Genomic DNA, 18,882 nt, shown 5'->3' on the forward strand with positions numbered 1-18,882 from the left:
ATGAGTCTACTCACTGCCCACATGTGAGGTCTGGGTGCGGGACCACTGTCGCCGGTTGCGGAGGACCAGCCCGCGGCGTTCGAGTTCCATGAGCAGGTGGACGGTCAGCCCCGTGCTCATGCCGGCGCTCGCGGCGATGTCTTCGGCTTCGCGCCCCTGTGTGTCGTGCGGCGGCGTGGCGTCGAAGATGCGTAGCTCGTTGTGGCTGAGCTGCTGGATGGGGTCGGCCGCGTAGGCGAGTTCGAGCTGCTCCTCCCCCTCCGCGGTGCCGAGTGCGCCGAGCTGCGCGTGAATCTGGTCTCCGTTGAGCACCATGGTGGCGCTCCCGTTGCGGATCGCCAGGTTCGCGCCCAGCGAGCCCGCGCCCAGGATCGAGCCGGGCACCGCCATCGCCTGGCGGTTGAAGTAGCGCGCCCACTTCAGGGTGTTCAGTGCCCCGGAGCGAAACGCCGCCTCCACCACCACGCTGCCGAGGCTTAGGCCTGCGACCAGGCGGTTGCGAGTGAGGAAGCGGTGTCGGTCAGGGGTGACACCCGGCGGATACTCCGTGATAATCACCCCACCCGCGGCCACGATGCGCTCGAAGAGGCGCTCGTTTCTCCGCGGATACGTCACGCCCGGCCCACACGCAGCAACCACCACCGTCGGAGTGCGCGCGGCCAACGCCGCCTCGTGCGCGACCGTGTCAATGCCGATCGCCCCGCCCGAGATCACGGTGTAGCGGTGTGCGGCAATCGAGGTGACCAGGTCCTGGGTTGCCTGGTGCCCGTAGGCGGTAGCGGCGCGGGTGCCCACGAAGGCCACGGACTGCTCGCACAGCTCGCGCACGTTGTGCGCGCCGCGGACCCACAACGCGTGCGGGGCAGCGGCGTCCGCGATCGGGTTGTCCATGTTTTCCCGACTGGCAAAGGCACCACGGACGAAGGACTCCTCGATGCGTGCGCCGGGCCAACCGGGTGCGTCCGGGGTGAGCAGGGCGTAGCCGAGCGAGTGCGCCTGTTCCAAGTCTTCTTCGGGCCTGTCCCAGTCGTAGCGGCGCTCGGTGCTCGCAAGCAGCGGGCCGAGCCAGGAGGCGCGGTGGCGGATGCCGCGGGCGATCTCGTCGGCGTCGCGCCCGGCGCGCAACAGTTCCTGCAGGTGGGTCGACGGGCCTTCGATCACGCGCGAGAGGTAGGCCCATGAGGTGAGGTTGCTCATGCTGCACGCTCCTCTAGGCGCGGGGCGTGCAGCTCGCAGGCGCGGGCGACGTGGTCGATATCCGGGACGGCAGCGGCCTCCAAGTCCGCGAGCGTCCAGGCGAGCTTGAGCACTTTGTCCACGCCGCGCTGGGTCAGCTCCCCGTGCCCGAGACGGTGCTCGAGGAAGGTCATGCCTGCCTCGTCGGCCGGGTGCTCGCGGCGCAGAAGCGTCGAGGCGACCTGCGCGTTGGTCATCGGTGCGTCCCACCTCGCGGCGGCGCGCTCGCGGGCGCGGGCCACGCGCTCGGCGATCACCGCGCTGGATTCCGCGCCCTCGGGGCTTAACACCGCGGCGGCCTGGGTGGTGCGGCAGAACACGTCCAACCGATCGCGTAGTGGTCCGGAAATATTTGCCAAGTGGCGGGCCCGCTCACTGGGGCGACAACGGCACTTTTCCGGTTCCTGCCCGCAGGGGCAGGGGTTGGCGGCCATGATGAGTTGGAAGCTGGCCGGGAAAACCACGGTGCGCTTGCCTCGGCTCAGGCGGACCTCCTGCTGTTCGAGGGGGATGCGCAGGGCGTCGAGGACGCGGGCGGGGATCTCCGAGGCCTCGTCGAGGAATAACACCCCGTGGTGGGCTTGGCTGACCGCGCCCGGTGCCGGGTTGTGTGCTCCCCCGCCCAGCAGCATCGACTTCGTCAGCGAAGGGTGCGGGGCGATAAACGGCCGGTTGGTCACGACCCCGCCGCGGGCGATGCCGGCTGCCTGGTGTAGCGAGGTGCATTCGATGCGCTCGTGCTGGGTCAAAGGCGGCAGGATTGATGGCAGGCGCTCGGCCAGCATGGACTTGCCGGTGCCGGGTGGTCCTACCATCAGCACGTGGTGCCCGCCCGCGGCCGCGACCTCGAAGGCCGCGCGCTCGTGCGCTTGGCCGGCAATGTCGCGAAAGTCAGGGCCGTCCGCCCGCGCCGCCGAAGGGGAAACGGACGACACGGGGCCGAGCTCCGCCTCGCCGGCGAGCGAGGCGAACACCTGCCCCAGCGAGTCCGCGAGCCGGACGCGGGGATCTCCCACGAGCGCCGCCTCCCGCGCATTCGCGCGCGGGATGATGATGGTCTCAATATCCGCGCGCTCACGGGCCTGAAGCAACATCGGCAGGATCGCCTCGACGCGCCGCAGCGTGGCGTCGAGAGCCAGCTCGCCCAGCAGCATGGTCGAGCGCAACCTCGACTGCACACGCGGGTCCAGGCTGCCCAGCACCGCGACGGCGACGGGCAGGTCGAAGTGCGAGCCCGCCTTCGGCAGGTGCGCGGGCGAAAGCGAGACCATGATCTTCGTGCGCGGCCACGGCAACCGTGCATTCGTCACCGCAGTACGGATGCGCTCGCGCGACTCTTTCACCGCCGCGTCGCCCAGCCCCACCATGTGCATGCCCGGCAGGCCCGGCCCGACGTTCGCCTCCACCGTCACCGGGTGGGCGTGGACGCCTTCTACCGTTGCGGTTTGTGTGCTAGCAAGCGCCATCTTCGGCCCCCTGGTAGCGCTGGAGGTGGAACTCGGTGCCGTCGAAAAGCGCCTCGACGACGTCAAACCGGACCTCGCGATAGTCGTGCTCATGACCCGCGAGCCACTCGGCCGCGCAGCGCCGCATCGTGGCGAGTTTCTTCGAGGTCACCGCCTCCGCGCCCCCGAAGCCGGTGCTGCGGCGCGTTTTCACCTCCACGCACACCACTGCCCCGTCGGGCGCGAGCAAAATCAGGTCGAGCTCGCCGGATCTACATCGCGCACGGTGCGCGAGCAGCTCGTAGCCGGCTTGCTCGTAGAAGGCGATCGCGCTGGCTTCGCCGGCGTAGCCGAGCTCGTACTGGTTGGCAAACGTGGTGTGGTGCATGGGCCCTCCCAAAGTCGCTAGGTTCATCTCGCGGTGCGTTCGCACACGCCGTACCTAGTTAGACTCTGAAAACGGCCCGCCGGTTCCCTACTCGCTCAAAAAACTTTAGCGTGGATCCGGGAAGGTGAGATCCGGCTTGTCCAGCTCCTCGATGTTGACGTCCTTGTAGGTAATCACGCGGACGTAGCGGACGAAGCGCACCGCGCGGTACATGTCCCACACCCAGCAGTCGGACATGCGGACCTCGTAGTAGACGTCCTTGCCCTCGGTGTGCGGGATCAGCTCAACTGCGTTGGCCAGGTAGAAGCGGCGGTCAGTCTCAACGACGTAGGAGAACTGGCTGGCCACATCCCGGTACTCGCGGTACAGCGAGAGCTCGACTTCGGCCTCGTAGTTGTCCAGTTCCTCAGCGCTCATCAAAGCACCCCTTTTATGTAGACCTCGTGCGCCTCTTTGACGTTGGCATAACTATAACGGTGCTCAGGTGTTGCGCCGTGGCGGCGCACCGCATCCATGTGCACCTTAGTGCCGTAGCCTTTGTGGCCTGCCAGCCCGTAACCCGGGTACACCTCGTCCAGCTCGGTGATGAGCCGATCCCTGCTCACCTTGGCCAGCACACTCGCCGCCGCGATGCAGCGCGCCGCCGCGTCCCCGCCGATCACCGGCAATTGGGGTGCTGTCATGCCGGGGATGCGGAAGCCGTCGACAAGCACATAGCCCGCGCGCACTCCGAGCTGCGCCACCGCGCGCCGCGCCCCATCGAGGTTCGCGGTTTGGATGCCGCGGCGGTCGATCTCGGTGGCCGGAATGTGCACGATCGCGTGCGCGAGGCTCAGCTCGATGATGGGGCCAAAGAGTGCTTCTCGACGCCGCGCCGTCAGCTTCTTCGAATCCGTCAGCCCCTCGAGCGCACGAAGGGGCTCGGGCGGCAGCACGCACGCCGCGATCGTGATCGGCCCGAAGCAGGCACCGCGCCCGGCCTCGTCGACGCCCGCGACCGGGCCAAGCCCCGCCTTGTGCAGCGCGACCTCGTACGTGCGCAGCTGTTTCAGCCTGCGAACACGCCCCATGCGCTACTGCAGGATGTCCGGGCTCTCCACGCCACCGAAGCGGTTGAGCGGGAAGACGATGCCGAGCACCTTGCCGCGGATGTTCTCGCGCGGGATCGTGCCCTCGAGCCCGTCGCCGAGGTGGTAGCGGGAGTCCATGGAGTTGGTGCGGTTATCGCCCATCATGAAGTAGTGGTCTTCCGGCACCTCGACCGGCCCGAAGTAGGGCCCGCCGCACACGTCGGATCCCGTGCTGGGATCTACCGGGTAGAAGGAGGGCTGCATCATGTAGTCCTGCTCGATGGGAATGCCATCGACCATCACCGAGGAGTCGCCCTCCTGGCAGGACACGGTCTGGCCGCCCTCGGCGATAATGCGCTTGACCAAGGTGTTCTCGTCCTTCGGCACCAGCCCCACCCAGGAGCCGGCCTCCTGCAGGCCGCGGACAAAGGTGTTATCCGAGCGGTTGGTGGTAAAGCCGGTGTTCCAGGAATCAGTGCCCTTGAACACGATCACGTCGCCCGGCTTCGGGTCGCTGAACGCGTAGGTGACCTTCTCGACAAAGATGCGGTCGCCCGAGCCGTCCTCCCCGTGCAGCGTCGGCTCCATCGAGCCCGAGGGAATCACGTAAAGGCGCCCGATGAAGGTTTGGATGAGGAAGATGAACACCAGCGTGAGCACGATCACCATGGGGATTTCCACGTACCACGGCAGGTCCTTCTTGCCCTCGTCCTCGGGCGTCTCGGCCGCAGCCGTTGAGCCACGAGGGGCAGCAGGCGCGCCCGAGGCGACTGCCGGCACAGTAGTGTCGCGGGGGTACTCCGGCTCCGGGTGCGAGCCGCTCGGCTTTCCATTCACGTTGGTCACCTCGCACACTTTAGCAGCCCATGCAAAACGCCCCGCGCACCATTCCTGGCGTGCGGGGCGTAGGCCGAAGCTTCAAAAGCTTAGCGACGCTCCTTAATACGAGCTGCCTTACCACGCAGATCGCGCATGTAGTACAGCTTCGCACGGCGGACGTCACCCTTGCGGACAACCTCGATCTTCTCGATGTTCGGGGAGTGCACCGGGAAGGTACGCTCCACGTCGATGCCGAAGGAGACCTTGCGGACCGTGAAGGTCTCGCGGATGCCGCCACCCTGACGACGCACAACAAAGCCGGTGAAGACCTGGGTACGGGTCACCGAGCCCTCGATCACCTTCACGTGCACGTCGAGCGTGTCGCCCGGGCGGAAGTCCGGAATGTCGTCGCGCAGCTGGCCTGCGTCTACAAGATCAATAATGCCGTTGCTCATATCAAGCAATCCTTTTCGTTTAAGGACAGAGGACCCTAGCGGCTTTTCCCATTCAAGGGCGCTCGGCTGGTTCATGTCGCCTACAACAACCCGAGCAAGTTTACACAGGCCAGACCTATTTCCCAAATCCGGCACGCTTGAGCGCATCCGCCATCGAGCCGCCCGGAGCTTTTTGCTTCTCGACGCCGCGTCGTCCCCCACCCCGGCGCTTCCCACCACGCGACTGCGAAGGCTTGCCGCCGCCGCGCTTGGGTTCCTGCCCCGGCTCGTCGTCAAGCCGCAGGCTCAGCCCGATGCGCTGGCGCTCGACGTCAACGTCCATCACTTTGACCTTGACCACCTCGCCTGAGCGCACCACGTCGTGCGGGTCGTTGACGTACTTGTGGCTCATCGCGGAGACGTGGACGAGGCCGTCCTGGTGCACGCCCACGTCGACGAACGCGCCGAAGGCGGCGACGTTGGTCACTGTGCCCTCGAGGATCATGCCCGGGGTCAAGTCAGAAACCTTGTTTACGCCCTCCTTGAAGGTGGCGGTTTTGAACTCCGGGCGCGGGTCGCGGCCCGGCTTGTCCAGCTCCGCGATGATGTCGGTGACCGTGGGCACGCCGAAGGTTTCGTCAGCGAAATCGGCCGGGCGCAGCTTCGTCAGCACCGCGCTGTTGCCGATCAGCCCCTTGGTATCCAAGCCGGTCGACGCGGCGATCCGCTTGACCACCGGGTATGCCTCGGGGTGGACAGCGGAGGCGTCGAGCGGGTCGGCCGCGCCCTGGATGCGCAAGAAGCCCGCGGACTGCTCGAAGGCCTTGGGCCCGAGCCGCGGTACCTTGCCCAGCTCCTTGCGCGAGGCAAAGGAGCCGTGCTCGTCGCGGTAGGCCACGATGTTCTTCGCAATCGTGGGGTTGACCCCGGCGACGCGCTCCAGCAGGGGCACCGAGGCTGTGTTGACGTCCACGCCGACCGAGTTCACCGCGTCCTCGACCACGGCATCGAGCGTGCGCGCGAGTGCGGCCTGGTTCACGTCGTGCTGGTACTGCCCCACCCCGATGGACTTCGGGTCCACCTTCACCAGCTCGGCGAGCGGGTCCTGCAGGCGGCGGGCGATAGAGACCGCCGAGCGCAGGGAGACGTCCATATCCGGGAACTCCTCGGCGGCGATCTCGCTTGCCGAGTACACCGAGGCACCCGACTCGGAGACCACCACCGGCGTCGGCCGTTTTCCGCCCGCCTGGGCGATAAGGTCCGCGACCTCGCCGGCGAGCTTCTCCGACTCGCGACTGGCGGTACCGTTGCCCACCGCGATGAGCTCCACCGCGTGCTGCGCGCACAGCGAGGACAGCGTCTGCACCGCTTGCTGCCACTGGTTCTGCGGCTGGTGCGGGTAGACGATCGTGGTGTCGAGCACCTTGCCGGTGCCGTCGATGACCGCGCATTTCACGCCGTTGCGGTAGCCCGGGTCCAGGGCAAGCGTGGCGCGCTGGCCCGCGGGTGCGGCAAGCAAGACGTCGCGCAGGTTGGTCTTGAACACCTCGAGGGCGCCCTCCTCGGCCTTCTCTTTGAGCCGCACGCGCGTATCCAGGTTCGCGGAGACCTGCAGCTTGGTGCGCCAGCCCCACTTGACGGCCTTGGCGAGCCACTCGCTGTCGTCGACAGACAGCTCAAAGCGATCGGCGATCATGCCCTGGTAGATCGACTCGTCGCCCGCGTCTAGGTCGAGCGTGAGCACGCCCTCGTTCTCGCCGCGCAACAGCGCGAGGATGCGGTGCGAGGGCAGGGACTCGAAGGGCTCGTTGAACTCGAAGTAGTCCTTGAACTTCGCGCCTTCCGCTTCCTTGCCCTCGACGACCGACGAGCGCATCGTGCCGGTGGCGTAGAGCCGCTCGCGGACCTCGCCGACCAGGTCGGCGTCGGTGGCGAAGCGGTCGACCAGGATGGCGCGCGCGCCGTCGAGCGCGGCCTTCGTCTCCGCGAAGCCCTCGCACAGGAAGTCCTGCGCAAGCGTCTCGGGGTCGGTGCCCGGGGCGCTGATCAGCTTGTCCAGCAGCGGCTCGAGGCCGGCCTCGCGGGCGATATCCGCCTTGGTCTTGCGGCGCTTCTTGTACGGCAGATAGAGGTCCTCCACGCGCGCCTTCGTCTCGGCGGCGAGGATGTCGCGCTTGAGCTCGTCGCTCAGCTTGCCCTGCTCCTCGATGGCCTCGAGGACCGTCTGCTTGCGCTCCTCCAGCTCCACGAGGTAGGTGTGGCGCTCCTCGATGTGGCGCAGCTGCGCGTCGTCGAGCCCGCCGGTTGCTTCCTTGCGGTAGCGGGAGATGAATGGGACGGTGTTGCCCTCGGCCAGCAGCTTGAGTGCTGCCTCGACCTGGTGCGGTTGGACGTTGAGTTCTGTCGCGATTGTCGCTGCGAGAGATGTCATTGTTGTGATTCTACTTGCCGGGTCGCCCCGACCCACTGGGTGCCCCGCGGCAGGGCCGCAACCACGGCCTCGGTGGCTTCCGCGTCGCCCAGCGTGGTGCGGCCGGTGATTTCGAGCTGGCACAGCGGTACCTGCGGCGGGCGGCCGTGCTCGCGCTCGTAGGCCTGTTCCAGCATGGAGGGCTCGAAGCAGGCGGGGCCTTTGCGCTCGGTGAGTGTCGCGTCATCGACGCGGTAGCCTGCCTTGGCCAGCGCGCGACGCAAACGCTTGCGCGTCTTGGCCCAGTCGCGCGGGTCGAGTAGGACGTCGAGTCCGGTGATCACTGGGCGGGAATCGAGGAAGAACACGTCGTCTGTGTCAAGGCGACCAGATTGGCGTGCCTGCGCGATGAGGTCCGGGCGCACGCGCTGCGTGCGCGTCAGCGAGGCTTGCCTGCGCCACTGTTCCACCTTGCCGTGGTCCCCGGAGGCGAGCACGCGAGGCGCATCAATCCCGCGCCACGTGCGCGGCTTGGTGTAGCTCGGGGCCTCGAGCAGGCCGTCGGAGAAACTGTCGTCCTCGTGACTCTGGGTGTTGCCCAGCACGCCCGGGATGAGCCTCGTTACGGCCTCAGCAATGACGAGTGTGGCGACCTCGCCGCCGATGAGCACGTAGTCACCGATGGAGACCTCTCGCACGCGGTAGCGCTGCGCGGCGTCCTCGAAGACGCGCTGGTCGATGCCCTCGTAGCGCCCGCAGGCCACCACGATGTGCTTCTCGCGCGACCAGGCCTGGGCGTCCGCCTGCGTAAACGGCGCACCGGCCGGGGTAGGTACGAGCAGCAGCGGCGCTTCGGGGTCCTCGCCCTCGCGCACATCGCGGGCCTCGTACGGCCGGGCTTCGACGCCGCGACGTTCGTCGTGGCGCACCTTGTCGTTGCGGTGCGCGGCAGCGGTGGTGAGGTTTTCGGCACCCGCGGACCCGGCAGCAACCGCATCGAGCGCCGCACCCCACACCGCAGGTTTCATCACCATGCCTGGGCCGCCGCCCAAGGGCGGGGCGTCCACGGATTTGTGGTTGCCTTCGCCCCACTGCCGCAGGTCGTGCACGCCCACCTGAAGGATCCCCTGCTCAATTGCTTTACCCAGCAGCGCGTGGCGCAGCGGCTCGAGGTATTCGGGGAAGATGGTGACGACGTCGAAGCGCAGCTGCGTGGTGCTAGACATCGAGCAGCCCCTCCGGCGGGGTGATGGTCAGGTAGCCCTGCTCCAGGTCCACCTCCGGGACGATGTCCATGACGAAGGGGATGAGCACTTCCCTGCCCTGGTAGTCCACTTCGAGGATCTTGCGGTTCGGGGTGTCCATGATGCCGGTGACCTTGCCAATAGGCCTTTCGTCCATACGAACGTCAAGCCCGATGAGTTCGTGGTCGTAGTACGCGTCGTCTTCCTCGTCGTGGTCGAGGGGTTCGGCGAAGAATTTCATGCCGCGGAGGCTGTCGGCGGCGGTGCGGTCGGGGACCTCCTCAAAGCTGACCAAGAGGCGCTTTTGGTGTGGACGTACCGTCTTCACCGTCAGCCGCTGTTCTTTACCAGCTTGGCGGCCCGTGAGCACTGCTCCGACAACAATGTGGTCTTCGGATTCCTCCGTCAACAACTCCACGGCAACCTCACCCCGAATACCGTGGGATTTCACTACGCGACCGATAAGCATTTCCATGAAGCACAAGGCTACCAGCGGCGAATGCGGCGACTCCGCCGAGATCAAGCAACGTGGGCCGCCTCTTATGGTTCCAGGATGTGCGACATAGCGAAGCCATTGAAGGGATACGTAATCTGTGTCACGATGCCGGGCAAGAAGCTGCCGCCGCACCAACCTCGACCGTTTAAGGACGCAACGTGAACTACTTTGAGCAACTCGCCAAAGAGCAAGCCGAGAAAGAGCATTGGATGACCGTCAAATGGTGGCGCCCCGGCATGACCTTGGAAGAAGCCTACGAGACGATTCGCGCCCTCCCGATCGACCCCAAATATCTCATCGAGAACCCAACACAGCCCGAACAAGAGGGGTGGAACCAATTCAGGGGTGACACATTCATCCAGATTCGCCTGCGCGAGCTGTTTGAGGGCTACACGATCGCACACGGCGACCCATACTTTATTGGGTTGATGGGTCAGGCCGGCTTCGAACGCGACTTTCTCCTCTGGCACGACGCCGAGCTCCGGGAAGCACTCATTTGGCCGCTCTTTTCGCTCGGCGGCACCCAGGAAGTCAGCTTCACCACCATGGAGAAGAAGTATTGGCCCGGCTGGGCAAAATCGCTTGCTGCACTGGTGAACGAGGGAATGCTTGACCGCGGCCGGCTGCTCGATGAGATGCTCAAAGCACTGAACCGAGGGTTTCCCGCCCACCGCGTTCGCTGGTTTACCCAGCATTACGAGGATTTCGCACCGAGCGAGGAGGAAACCACGAAGCGCCAACACCTGCTGATCGCCGCGATGGGGTCGGGCGTGGGCTCAACAACCACGTTCGCAGTCAAACAGCTCTCTCGCCTATCGGAGTTGGATGCAGACGGGTTTGTTGCCGCCGCTGCCCACGCCCTGAGTGGTTCGAAGGCGACGGCCATCACGGCGCTGAGAATGCTAGAGAAGATCTCGGCCGAGCGTGAAGACCTGACTGCAGGGATCGCCAACGCCGCGCAAACCGGCCTCTACCATGCAAAGGACGAGATCGTACGCCGCAGCGCCGCACTTCTTCGCGCGCTGAATAGGGCCGAGCTTATCGACGCCGCCCGTGACACCTTGTCCCCTGTTATGGCACTCGAATTGTTCGGTCCCCAGGACACCAGCAGCGCAGACACCCCCGGAGTGCCTTCCGCATCGTTGGCACAGCACGTCGAGGCGCAACCTGTCACCCCGTGGACGGACGAGGACGCCCTGTTTCGCACCCGCGAGTTGCTCGCCACACCCGACGCGGTGGGCTTTGCGCTACTCCTTGCCTGGCTGGCTGAAACCGGGCCACGGGCGTTGGAGATCATTCAACCGGTGCTGCCGAACGACGGCCCCGCGTCTTCTGCCACCGATGCGCGCTGGCTGTTGGCACAATGCCGCTGTTCTCCTGCCGAGGTGAAAGAAGCCAACGCGTTTAGGCTGAAAACTGATCTGAGTAGGGAATCGCTGTTGCGAGTCGTTGCCATCGTGCATGGGCTCCAGCCCACGCGCACGTTGCTCTCGACGCCGACGGACACTTTCGGTCGCGTGGACAACATGGAATTCGCCCGCCGACTTGCCACATACCCAAACCGCGATGACATCTGGCACGACGATGCGCTCCTCGCTCACTTGCGATTGGTGGACTACCAGGACGACAACACCGGTTACGTGCCTGTGCAGGGAGTGCGAGCTGGCTGCGACTGCATCCTGTGGACTCCGCCTGAAGACCGATGCACCCAGTGCGGCGCAAGCCGCGTGTGGGTACGCACCGAACAAGGGTGGAAAGACCGGAGCGCAAAGCGCGAGGAGGCGCTGCCGTTTCTGGTTTCCAGCCCGTACAGCGCAACCCACTTACCGGCCGAACGCGCAATCGTCGCCCCGAGCTGCGTGGATGCCTACACCCACGACATGGAAGACGACCTTGATGGAGGGTTGTCGAGCTACCCAGAGAAGCAAGACCCCGGCATCGTTGACGTACTGACCTGGCACCCAGGCACATGGTCACGCCACACCGCCAGGTTCCTGGGCAAGGCCATGGCGAATGTTGATCCCGAAATGCGCGCAATCGCTGCGGAGCTTGTGGCAACGACGCTCCCGGAAGCCATCGAGGCGGACACCACTGCGCGCGAATGGGCACAGATAGACAACGTCATCCTTAGCCGTTGGGCGGCCTCGCTTGCCGACGCTGCAACGCTCAACCCAACCTACGTCCATGGCATCCTTGCACACCTCCTGCCTCAGCTGGACCATAAGTCACGCGACCTCGGCAAGCTCATCGAGCTCTTCCGTAACGTGCGACTCGACACCGGCTCGCGAGAACTCGACGCTGCGCTGTGCGAATGGCTTGACGCCTTCAGCGGCAAATCAAAAGCAGCGCAGGAAGCGGCGGCGCTGCTTAAGGAGGCCTAGATGCACTACACGTACACCCGCCCATCCGCCATGACTGACCGAGGCCTCGAGCTTGCCACCAGCGGCGGCACGCGTTTCCACGTGGACGAGCCGCACTTTTTCAGCGGGTTCGTGGAAAACCCGCATATCGTCGCCCGCGGGGTGCTTACCGTCGCAGACTATGCCGCGAAACGTTTCTACACGCCCGTGAATACCGTGGCGCTCGCCGCTCTTGACCCGGTGGTCACCTCCACCCCAGAAGGTCTGCGGTTCGAATCCTTCTCCGGCTGCTGCGGCGCATATGCCCGCCTGGATGTCACCGATCTTGACGCACAATCCCACCAGTCGGGCGTGACCAACGTGGACATCAACACCCCGCTGCGCGAAGCGCTTGCGACTGTCACACCGGGTTCGCCACTCCAGCTCACCATTGCAGATGACGCGCTGCACGTCACGACGATGGACAACGCCCTGGAAGAGAAAAAGGTCAACCTACCTTTACGGTGGGTGAAAGGGCTTGCAGAATCGCAGCGTATGAGCGCCACCATGACGCTGCAGCAGGAGCTTACGGGGCTGGAGGCAACAAAATTCATCACCTCGCTGCCGGGGACATCTTCACCGAAGTCAGTGTCGTGGGCCACACCAGCCTTACGGGGCTTGCGCCTGGCATCGAAGCCGTCGAAAGGTGCGGTGTGTTTGCCCGGACCGGAGCGTTTGAAAACTCTCGTCCCCCTTCTGCCCTACGTGACCAAGCTGTCGGCATACGGCACCGAGAGTGACGGCTCTTCGCAGCCGAAGTCTTCCGCATGGGTTGTTGACCTGCCCGGTGCGCGGTTCACAGTAGTGCTCAGCCCGATGAAGACGCGCGGCTTTTCCGGTGAGGGCTCACTGCTGATGTCCCTGAACAGCCGACACGCGGCCGATGATGCTGACCTTATTTCCACGGTTCTGGCGTTCGATCCCCACATTGACATCTCCCACCTCGCGGCGGAGACCGGACTCAGCCCAGAGCGCATTGAAGACGCGCTCCAAGTCCTTGCTTCAACCGGTCAGGTTGGCTACGACCTCACCCTGGGCGCGTATTTTCACCGCCCGCTGCCGCTTGACCCGAATGTGGTCGGCAAGCTCAACGCTCGCCTTGGCAGTGCCGAGGAGCTTTTGGCCGGCAACGCAGTCACCCCTCTCGACGGGCACAACGACGAATTCACGGTGCGCTCCGGCTCCAATACATACACGGTGAAGCTTGATGACGACGCTTCTGCGTTTGCGTGTACTTGCTTCTGGTTTGCGAAGCACAAAGACACCCGCGGCCCATGCAAACACGTGTTGGCGGCGAACGCGTTTCGTGAGAGGGCTCGTGAATAGCCGTAGATAAGCAAGTTGTCCTGGCGCACCGCAGCTGCCTGTGTGATTTCGGCTGCGGTTTCGCTCTCCTACCAAACGCCCGCGAGTAGAGGTGAATACTGCGACGCAAGCGGTTGGAAAAGAGAGTTGCCCCGCACCCCCCTGAGGTGGGGATGCGGGGCAACGTCGGACTCGTGGTGAGCCCTTAGTTAGGCCGCGAGGATTGGCTTACTTCTTTTCAGAGGAGCCTTCCTGCTGCTTCGAGGAGGTGTCCTCCTTCGAAGCGCCAGCCTTGTCCTGTTCCTTCTTGGACGAACCAGCGTAGGTCTTACCAGAAGAACCCTTCAGCTCCAGATCCTTGACAGAGCTACCACCATCAGGCGAGCAGTTGTCGTAGATCAGCGTGCCGGCCAGGATGCCAGCGGCAACCAGCGCCAGACCACCAGCAACAGTAGCCAGGTCAGCGCCGAACTTACCCAGCTGCTGGTTGACCGCATCAACCTGTGCAGCCAGCTGCGGGTTAAACAGACCAGCCTGCTGCTGGATCTGCGTATTCGCAGCCTGGATCTGGGCATTCGCCTGAGCAACGAAGTCAGACACACCCGGGATCTGCATCTGGGTAGCCAGACCGATCGGGATCAGCGCCAACAGCGGCAGACCGAAACCGGCAGCGGTTGCAGCACACTTACCAGCATCAATACCAACCTTTGCGGTTGCCTTGTTACCAGCACCATCGGTTGCGGTCACTGTGTCACCGGTGTTCAGCTCCACACCAGACGGAACGTTGACCTTCCAGTTCCCGTTCTCATCCGTTGTGGTGGTGACAGTCTTGCCACCCGGGAAGGTCACCGTGATGTCCTCATTCGGACGATCACCCTTACCAGAGACAGTCTTGTCACCCGGCTTGACCTCGTTGATGGACGGAGCCTTCGTATCCTCAACCGTCACATCAGCCTGGTTACCAGCACCATCAGTGACAACAACCTTATCGCCCGGATTCAGCTCCACATCAGACGGAACCTCAACCTTCCAGTCACCATTCTCATCCGTCGTGGTGTCCTTCGTCGAACCGTCCGGGAAGGTCACCGTGATCTCCTCATTGGGACGATCGCCCTTACCCGAGACCTCTTTATCACCAGGCGCAACCGGATCAACCGTCGGCGGAGTGGTGTCATCAACGTCGGCACCCGGCTTGGAGTTCGGGTCCTTCGGATCCGTGCCAGCCTTCTTCTCGTCTTCGTCGGAGACGCCGTCGTTGTCGTCATCCTCGTCCGTGACATCCGGGATGCCGTCACCATCGGTGTCACGCTGCACCGTGACAACCTTGTCGTCCTTGGCAGCCTCGTTGCCGTCGGCATCGGTGATGGTAACCGTGACGGTGACGTCCCGCTCTTCCTCATCCTTACCCCAGTCATCGAGCTTGTCCGGGGTACCGGTGACCTTGCCGGTCTCCGGGTCGACTTCCAGACCGCCAGGCAGGTTATCAACCTCTACCTTGCCGCCTTCCGGAACATTGTCGGCGGTGTCGAACGGATCAGTCTCCTGACCCTCGATAACCGTCTCATTGTCCGTGACCACAGAAGGAGTGGTGATACCCGGTACCAGCGGAGTTGCCGGGATCGAGCCCTCATCCTTCGGGTTCGAGCCCTTCTCCTTCTCCTCCTCATCGGAGATGCCGTCGTTATCGTCGTCATCATCCTTCGAGTCAGGGGTGCCGTCACCATCGGTATCCAACTCGAACTTCGCAGTCGCGTCGTCGGTGGTGCCATCCGGGTAAGTCACGGTGACCGGAACATCGAACTCCTCAACGGTGTCCTTGTCCAGCTCCTCCGGAGCCGTCACAGTGATTACACCGGTGTTCTCGTCGATGTCGACCTTGTAACCCTCCGGAACAGTGAAGTCATCCGGAATCGTGAACTTCGAGCCCTCAGGAGCCTTGGTGTCCTTGCCGTCCTTATCGGTGAAGGTCGGCGTGGACTTGGTTTCCTTACCAGGAACAACCAGCTTGTCCTCATACTTCGGCTCGAAGGACTCGTTGTCCTTCACGTCCGGAGCAACCGGATCCTCAGGCTTCGAGTCCGGATCCTTCGGGTTGGTACCCTTCTCCTTCTCCTCCTTATCAGAGACGCCGTCGTTATCGTCGTCATCATCCTTGGAATCCGGGGTGCCATCACCATCAGTATCCAACTCGAACTTCGCAGTCGCGTCGTCGGTGGTGCCATCCGGGTAAGTCACGGTGACCGGAACATCGAACTCCTCAACGGTGTCCTTGTCCAGCTCCTCCGGAGCCGTCACAGTGATTACACCGGTGTTCTCGTCGATGTCGACCTTGTAACCCTCCGGAACAGTGAAGTCATCCGGAATCGTGAACTTCGAGCCCTCAGGAGCCTTGGTGTCCTTGCCGTCCTTATCGGTGAAGGTCGGCGTGGACTTGGTTTCCTTACCAGGAACAACCAGCTTGTCCTCATACTTCGGCTCGAAGGACTCGTTGTCCTTCACGTCCGGAGCAACCGGATCCTCAGGCTTCGAGTCCGGATCCTTCGGGTTGGTACCCTTCTCCTTCTCCTCCTTATCAGAGACGCCGTCGTTATCGTCGTCATCATCCTTGGAATCCGGGGTGCCATCACCATCAGTATCCAACTCGAACTTCGCAGACGCGTCATCCGTGGTCTTATCCGGGTAGGTCACCGTGACCGGAACATCGAACTCCTCGACAGTCTCAGCATCCAGCTCCTCCGGAGCCGTCACAGTGATTACACCGGTGTTCTCGTCGATGTCGACCTTGTAGCCCTCCGGAACAGTGAAGTCATCCGGAATCGTGAACTTCGAGCCCTCAGGAGCCTCGACGGTCTCCTGGGTGACGGTGCCGTCCTCATCCTGCTTCTTGAACGTCGGATCAGACTCTGTCGGCGTCCACGGAACAACAGTCTTGTCCTCGTAGGACGGCTCAACAGTCGTGTTTGTGTCAACTGCAACCGCAAACGGCGCAGTACCAGTTGCCGTGGTGCCATCAGCGTAGGTGACCTTCACCGGCACATCCAGCGTCGTACCAGGAGCAGCATCCTTCGGGAACGTCACAGAAACGTCACCGGTTTCCGGATCCACCGAAATGTCGTAGCCGTCCGGCTTGGTGAAGGTCTCCGGCAGCTCATACTTGGTCGGCTGCTTGTCCGCGTCCTGCTCAGCAAGCTGCTCAGCAGTCAGCGTCTCGACCTCATCGGTGTCAGTGCGGTCAAACGTCGGAGCACCAGAGTTCAGCGGCTCACCAGCCTTGCCCTCCTGCTTTTCGTACTGCGGAGCCCAGTCGACGAGAACCGTGAACGCGTCGGTAGCGATGCGGTTGCCACGCTCACCGGTCTCAGCATCAACCGGGTAGAGGTTCGCAGCAAACGTCGTCGTCTCAGTAATCCCATCCGGGAACAGGTCCTTATTGCCAGTATCCAGCGGGCAAGAATCGATCGTGGTATCGCCCTTCGCCGCCTGGGCCTCGCACTTGTGCACGACCTCACCAGTATTGGTGTTGACCCACTCGATCTGGTACTTCAGACCCTCAACGAACTGCTTCGGCAAACCAGACGTAAACGTTTCCGCAACGTCACCCGGCTTCGCATAATTCTGCTGCGTGTCGTACTCGAGTACGTCAAACACGGTGTAATCCGAGTACAGCGCGAAGCTGTTGTCCGCCAAACGACCCGCCTGCACCGAATTCCACACACCAGTCCAAGTCTGGTCTGTGCTGACGTTCGTTTTACCGGTGTAGCTATTGGTGTGGAACGGCGTGACGGCAGCAACGCCATCAATATCCTCGGTCGACACAAACAGCCAATTCCAGTTGATGTGCTTCGACAGATTTTCTGCACCACGACCAGACGCAGAAATGTCATGCATCCAGCTACCGTAATCAGCAGCAGGCGCAACCGTATTGAACAAGTCATATGCCTTGTGCTTCGACCCATCCGGGAAGGTCACCTCAGCACCAGTATCACGAGCAAGATCGGAATAGATCGCCGCCCCGTCATCGTAGCCACGATCGTCCCAGGCGCGACCGAAGGTGCCCTTAAACTGCAAGGCGTACGAGCCGTCGTCACCAGTGATGGTCTCTACAGTTTCAGCGATCCACTTATCCTTGCCCTCTTCGGCAATCTTGCGCTTAATCCAGTTCTGCACCGCAGCTTCCTGATCACGCGACAAGCTACTACGAGAGGCCGTAGGAACCGCAAAGCCAAGATCCTTCTCAGCCTCTTCGTAAATGGTCTTGACCGCGTAGTCAGACAAGTACGAGCCGTAGACCTTCATGCCCTTCGCCGGCACATCCTTCTTGGGGTTGTAGACAGCCCAGTCGTTCCAACCAATAGCGGTTGCATTGCGATACAGATCCCAGTAAACCTTGCCCGTAACCTGACCATAGGCATTCGCGCTGGGCTGCTTCCACGGATCATTCTCCACAGACGCATCCAGGTTGTGCATCACATCGTTTTGCACCTTCTCACCAAACGCAAAACGAGCATTCACCAGCTGGTTCGAACCAACAAGGTTCCTCATACCAGCCGAGAGCTCCATCGTGTTGCCCAACGGGAACAACTTGCCCTGGCCAGAGCCGTAGAGCTGGGTGAACACCTCCGGGTCCGGATTCTCTGCCCAAATACGGAACTTCTCACCCTCCGGAAGGTTGGGGTCAGCGTCAAAGTTACGCACCTTGCCCAGCGAATCCACAAACGGCTTCATTCCAAGGGTAAATTTACCATCGGCAGCAGTCGTGGTGGTGTAGATCGGGGACGTAGCACCATCTTTCTCGACCCACTGTGCGTAAATACGCACGCCCTCCATCGGAATCGGCTTCAGGTTATTGGTGCCCGAGTGCACCGACATGTTGCCGTTGCGCTGGTTAATGACATAACCCTCAATGGAGTTATTCGAACCAGCTGGAACTTCAGACTCGATAGCGCCATCAATCTTGATCGGCTGATCGCCAACGTCGTACTTCTTCTGGCCAACACCAGTCTGATAGACCCCATCAGCATTCTCACCAGGGTACTTCACACCATTACCCTGCTCATTCAGCTGACCAGCCTCATCCTTCGTGCCAGCAAACGCCATTGCTGCAGACTGAGGTGCCACAACCGGCTGCGCAAACGGCGCAACCAATGCAAACGACAGCGCTGCCGCTGCCACAGATGTGCCGCGACGGCGGATATTCTGATTCTTTTTCATGAAAATCCCTTCGGAAGACAGTGCCCCACTTTGGGGCGCATTGTTTGTCCCCAGGAAAATAACATCAGTCATTGAGTCAATCCTGAGTACTCGTCTACGATACTAAAACCTTGGACATCTGTTTGCAAGAAATTTTTGAGACAAACAAATACTACTTTTGCGTACGCAAGTGCGAATCATCACAGAATGCTGTCCATCCACCATTTGACGCCCCGCCACCTACCCCAGACAGCGGGCTTGAGAAGCCTGGCTTACCGGCACACACTGGCATCTTTACCAGCTAAGAAGAGTTAGATCCGTTGCACTCACACGCCCGCGTCTTGCGCTATCATTCACCCCCTCCAACGAAGCAAACAAGATCTTGAATAGGTACGCAACTCGAGCACGCCACTACCGGACGCCAACAGTCACATTTCAGACAAATT

13 protein-coding genes are annotated in these 18,882 nt (G+C 62.7%); 2 read left to right on the forward strand and 11 right to left on the reverse strand.

Going from position 1 to position 18,882, the window contains the following annotated elements; genetic code table 11:
* Positions 1-6 precede the first annotated feature (6 nt).
* The 10 genes from M3G14_RS00805 to rimM all read right to left on the reverse strand — a co-directional run bounded on the left by M3G14_RS00805 (position 7) and on the right by rimM (position 9,521).
* Positions 7-1,197: a DNA-processing protein DprA gene (locus tag M3G14_RS00805; protein ID WP_259923945.1), complete on the reverse strand. Its 1,191-nt coding sequence runs from the start codon at positions 1,195-1,197 to the stop codon at positions 7-9.
* Positions 1,194-2,702, reverse strand: a complete 1,509-nt coding sequence (locus M3G14_RS00810) for a YifB family Mg chelatase-like AAA ATPase (protein ID WP_259923947.1) — start codon at positions 2,700-2,702, stop codon at positions 1,194-1,196. Before M3G14_RS00810 ends, M3G14_RS00805 begins: the two co-directional genes overlap by 4 nt.
* Positions 2,689-3,069 (reverse strand): YraN family protein, encoded by a 381-nt coding sequence (locus M3G14_RS00815; RefSeq protein ID WP_259923949.1) that lies wholly within the window; start codon positions 3,067-3,069, stop codon positions 2,689-2,691. The genes M3G14_RS00810 and M3G14_RS00815 overlap by 14 nt, the downstream gene beginning before the upstream one ends.
* A 105-nt stretch (positions 3,070-3,174) precedes the next feature.
* Positions 3,175-3,486 carry a DUF2469 domain-containing protein gene (locus M3G14_RS00820; RefSeq protein ID WP_259923950.1) on the reverse strand — a complete coding sequence of 104 codons (312 nt, stop codon included), beginning with the start codon at positions 3,484-3,486 and terminating at the stop codon, positions 3,175-3,177.
* On the reverse strand, positions 3,486-4,139 hold the full coding sequence (locus M3G14_RS00825; RefSeq protein ID WP_259923951.1) for a ribonuclease HII: 654 nt from the start codon (positions 4,137-4,139) through the stop codon (positions 3,486-3,488). Before M3G14_RS00825 ends, M3G14_RS00820 begins: the two co-directional genes overlap by 1 nt.
* Before the next feature lie 3 nt (positions 4,140-4,142).
* A complete protein-coding gene (gene lepB, locus M3G14_RS00830) occupies positions 4,143-4,808 on the reverse strand; it encodes a signal peptidase I (RefSeq protein ID WP_259924303.1) in 666 nt (221 codons plus the stop codon).
* A 257-nt stretch (positions 4,809-5,065) separates the two neighbouring features.
* The gene (gene rplS, locus M3G14_RS00835) at positions 5,066-5,413 is read right to left on the reverse strand and encodes a 50S ribosomal protein L19 (RefSeq protein WP_038591270.1); all 348 of its coding nucleotides are present in this window, start codon (positions 5,411-5,413) and stop codon (positions 5,066-5,068) included.
* Between the two features lie 115 nt (positions 5,414-5,528).
* On the reverse strand, positions 5,529-7,823 hold the full coding sequence (locus M3G14_RS00840; RefSeq protein ID WP_259923954.1) for a Tex family protein: 2,295 nt from the start codon (positions 7,821-7,823) through the stop codon (positions 5,529-5,531).
* On the reverse strand, positions 7,820-9,028 hold the full coding sequence (trmD, locus tag M3G14_RS00845) for a tRNA (guanosine(37)-N1)-methyltransferase TrmD (protein ID WP_259923960.1): 1,209 nt from the start codon (positions 9,026-9,028) through the stop codon (positions 7,820-7,822). The genes M3G14_RS00840 and trmD overlap by 4 nt, the downstream gene beginning before the upstream one ends.
* A complete protein-coding gene (gene rimM, locus M3G14_RS00850) occupies positions 9,021-9,521 on the reverse strand; it encodes a ribosome maturation factor RimM (RefSeq protein ID WP_259923969.1) in 501 nt (166 codons plus the stop codon). Before rimM ends, trmD begins: the two co-directional genes overlap by 8 nt.
* Positions 9,522-9,751: 230 nt before the next feature.
* Between rimM and M3G14_RS00855 the strand changes: the two genes are divergently transcribed.
* Positions 9,752-11,923, forward strand: a complete 2,172-nt coding sequence (locus M3G14_RS00855) for a DUF6493 family protein (RefSeq protein WP_259923971.1) — start codon at positions 9,752-9,754, stop codon at positions 11,921-11,923.
* Complete coding sequence (locus M3G14_RS00860) at positions 11,924-13,267, forward strand: SWIM zinc finger family protein (protein ID WP_259923972.1); 1,344 nt, start codon at positions 11,924-11,926, stop codon at positions 13,265-13,267.
* A gap of 207 nt (positions 13,268-13,474) precedes the next feature.
* Here the strand turns inward: M3G14_RS00860 and M3G14_RS00865 are convergent, their stop codons facing one another.
* Positions 13,475-18,457 carry a YPDG domain-containing protein gene (locus tag M3G14_RS00865; RefSeq protein WP_259923973.1) on the reverse strand — a complete coding sequence of 1,661 codons (4,983 nt, stop codon included), beginning with the start codon at positions 18,455-18,457 and terminating at the stop codon, positions 13,475-13,477.
* Between the last annotated feature and the right edge of the window lie 425 nt (positions 18,458-18,882).

Source organism: Corynebacterium sp. p3-SID1056 (genome assembly GCF_025152525.1).
Classification (GTDB): Bacteria; Actinomycetota; Actinomycetes; order Mycobacteriales; family Mycobacteriaceae; genus Corynebacterium.

What these genes read in the sequence shown, in the direction of transcription:
- M3G14_RS00805 (WP_259923945.1), bottom strand. Translation starts at nt 1,197, where the DNA reads ATGAGCAACCTCACCTCATGGGCCTACCTCTCGCGCGTGATCGAAGGC.
- M3G14_RS00810 (WP_259923947.1), bottom strand. Translation starts at nt 2,702, where the DNA reads ATGGCGCTTGCTAGCACACAAACCGCAACGGTAGAAGGCGTCCACGCC.
- M3G14_RS00815 (WP_259923949.1), bottom strand. Translation starts at nt 3,069, where the DNA reads ATGCACCACACCACGTTTGCCAACCAGTACGAGCTCGGCTACGCCGGC.
- M3G14_RS00820 (WP_259923950.1), bottom strand. Translation starts at nt 3,486, where the DNA reads ATGAGCGCTGAGGAACTGGACAACTACGAGGCCGAAGTCGAGCTCTCG.
- M3G14_RS00825 (WP_259923951.1), bottom strand. Translation starts at nt 4,139, where the DNA reads ATGGGGCGTGTTCGCAGGCTGAAACAGCTGCGCACGTACGAGGTCGCG.
- lepB (WP_259924303.1), bottom strand. Translation starts at nt 4,808, where the DNA reads ATGGTGATCGTGCTCACGCTGGTGTTCATCTTCCTCATCCAAACCTTC.
- rplS (WP_038591270.1), bottom strand. Translation starts at nt 5,413, where the DNA reads ATGAGCAACGGCATTATTGATCTTGTAGACGCAGGCCAGCTGCGCGAC.
- M3G14_RS00840 (WP_259923954.1), bottom strand. Translation starts at nt 7,823, where the DNA reads ATGACATCTCTCGCAGCGACAATCGCGACAGAACTCAACGTCCAACCG.
- trmD (WP_259923960.1), bottom strand. Translation starts at nt 9,028, where the DNA reads ATGTCTAGCACCACGCAGCTGCGCTTCGACGTCGTCACCATCTTCCCC.
- rimM (WP_259923969.1), bottom strand. Translation starts at nt 9,521, where the DNA reads ATGGAAATGCTTATCGGTCGCGTAGTGAAATCCCACGGTATTCGGGGT.
- M3G14_RS00855 (WP_259923971.1), top strand. Translation starts at nt 9,752, where the DNA reads ATGACCGTCAAATGGTGGCGCCCCGGCATGACCTTGGAAGAAGCCTAC.
- M3G14_RS00860 (WP_259923972.1), top strand. Translation starts at nt 11,924, where the DNA reads ATGCACTACACGTACACCCGCCCATCCGCCATGACTGACCGAGGCCTC.
- M3G14_RS00865 (WP_259923973.1), bottom strand. Translation starts at nt 18,457, where the DNA reads ATGAAAAAGAATCAGAATATCCGCCGTCGCGGCACATCTGTGGCAGCG.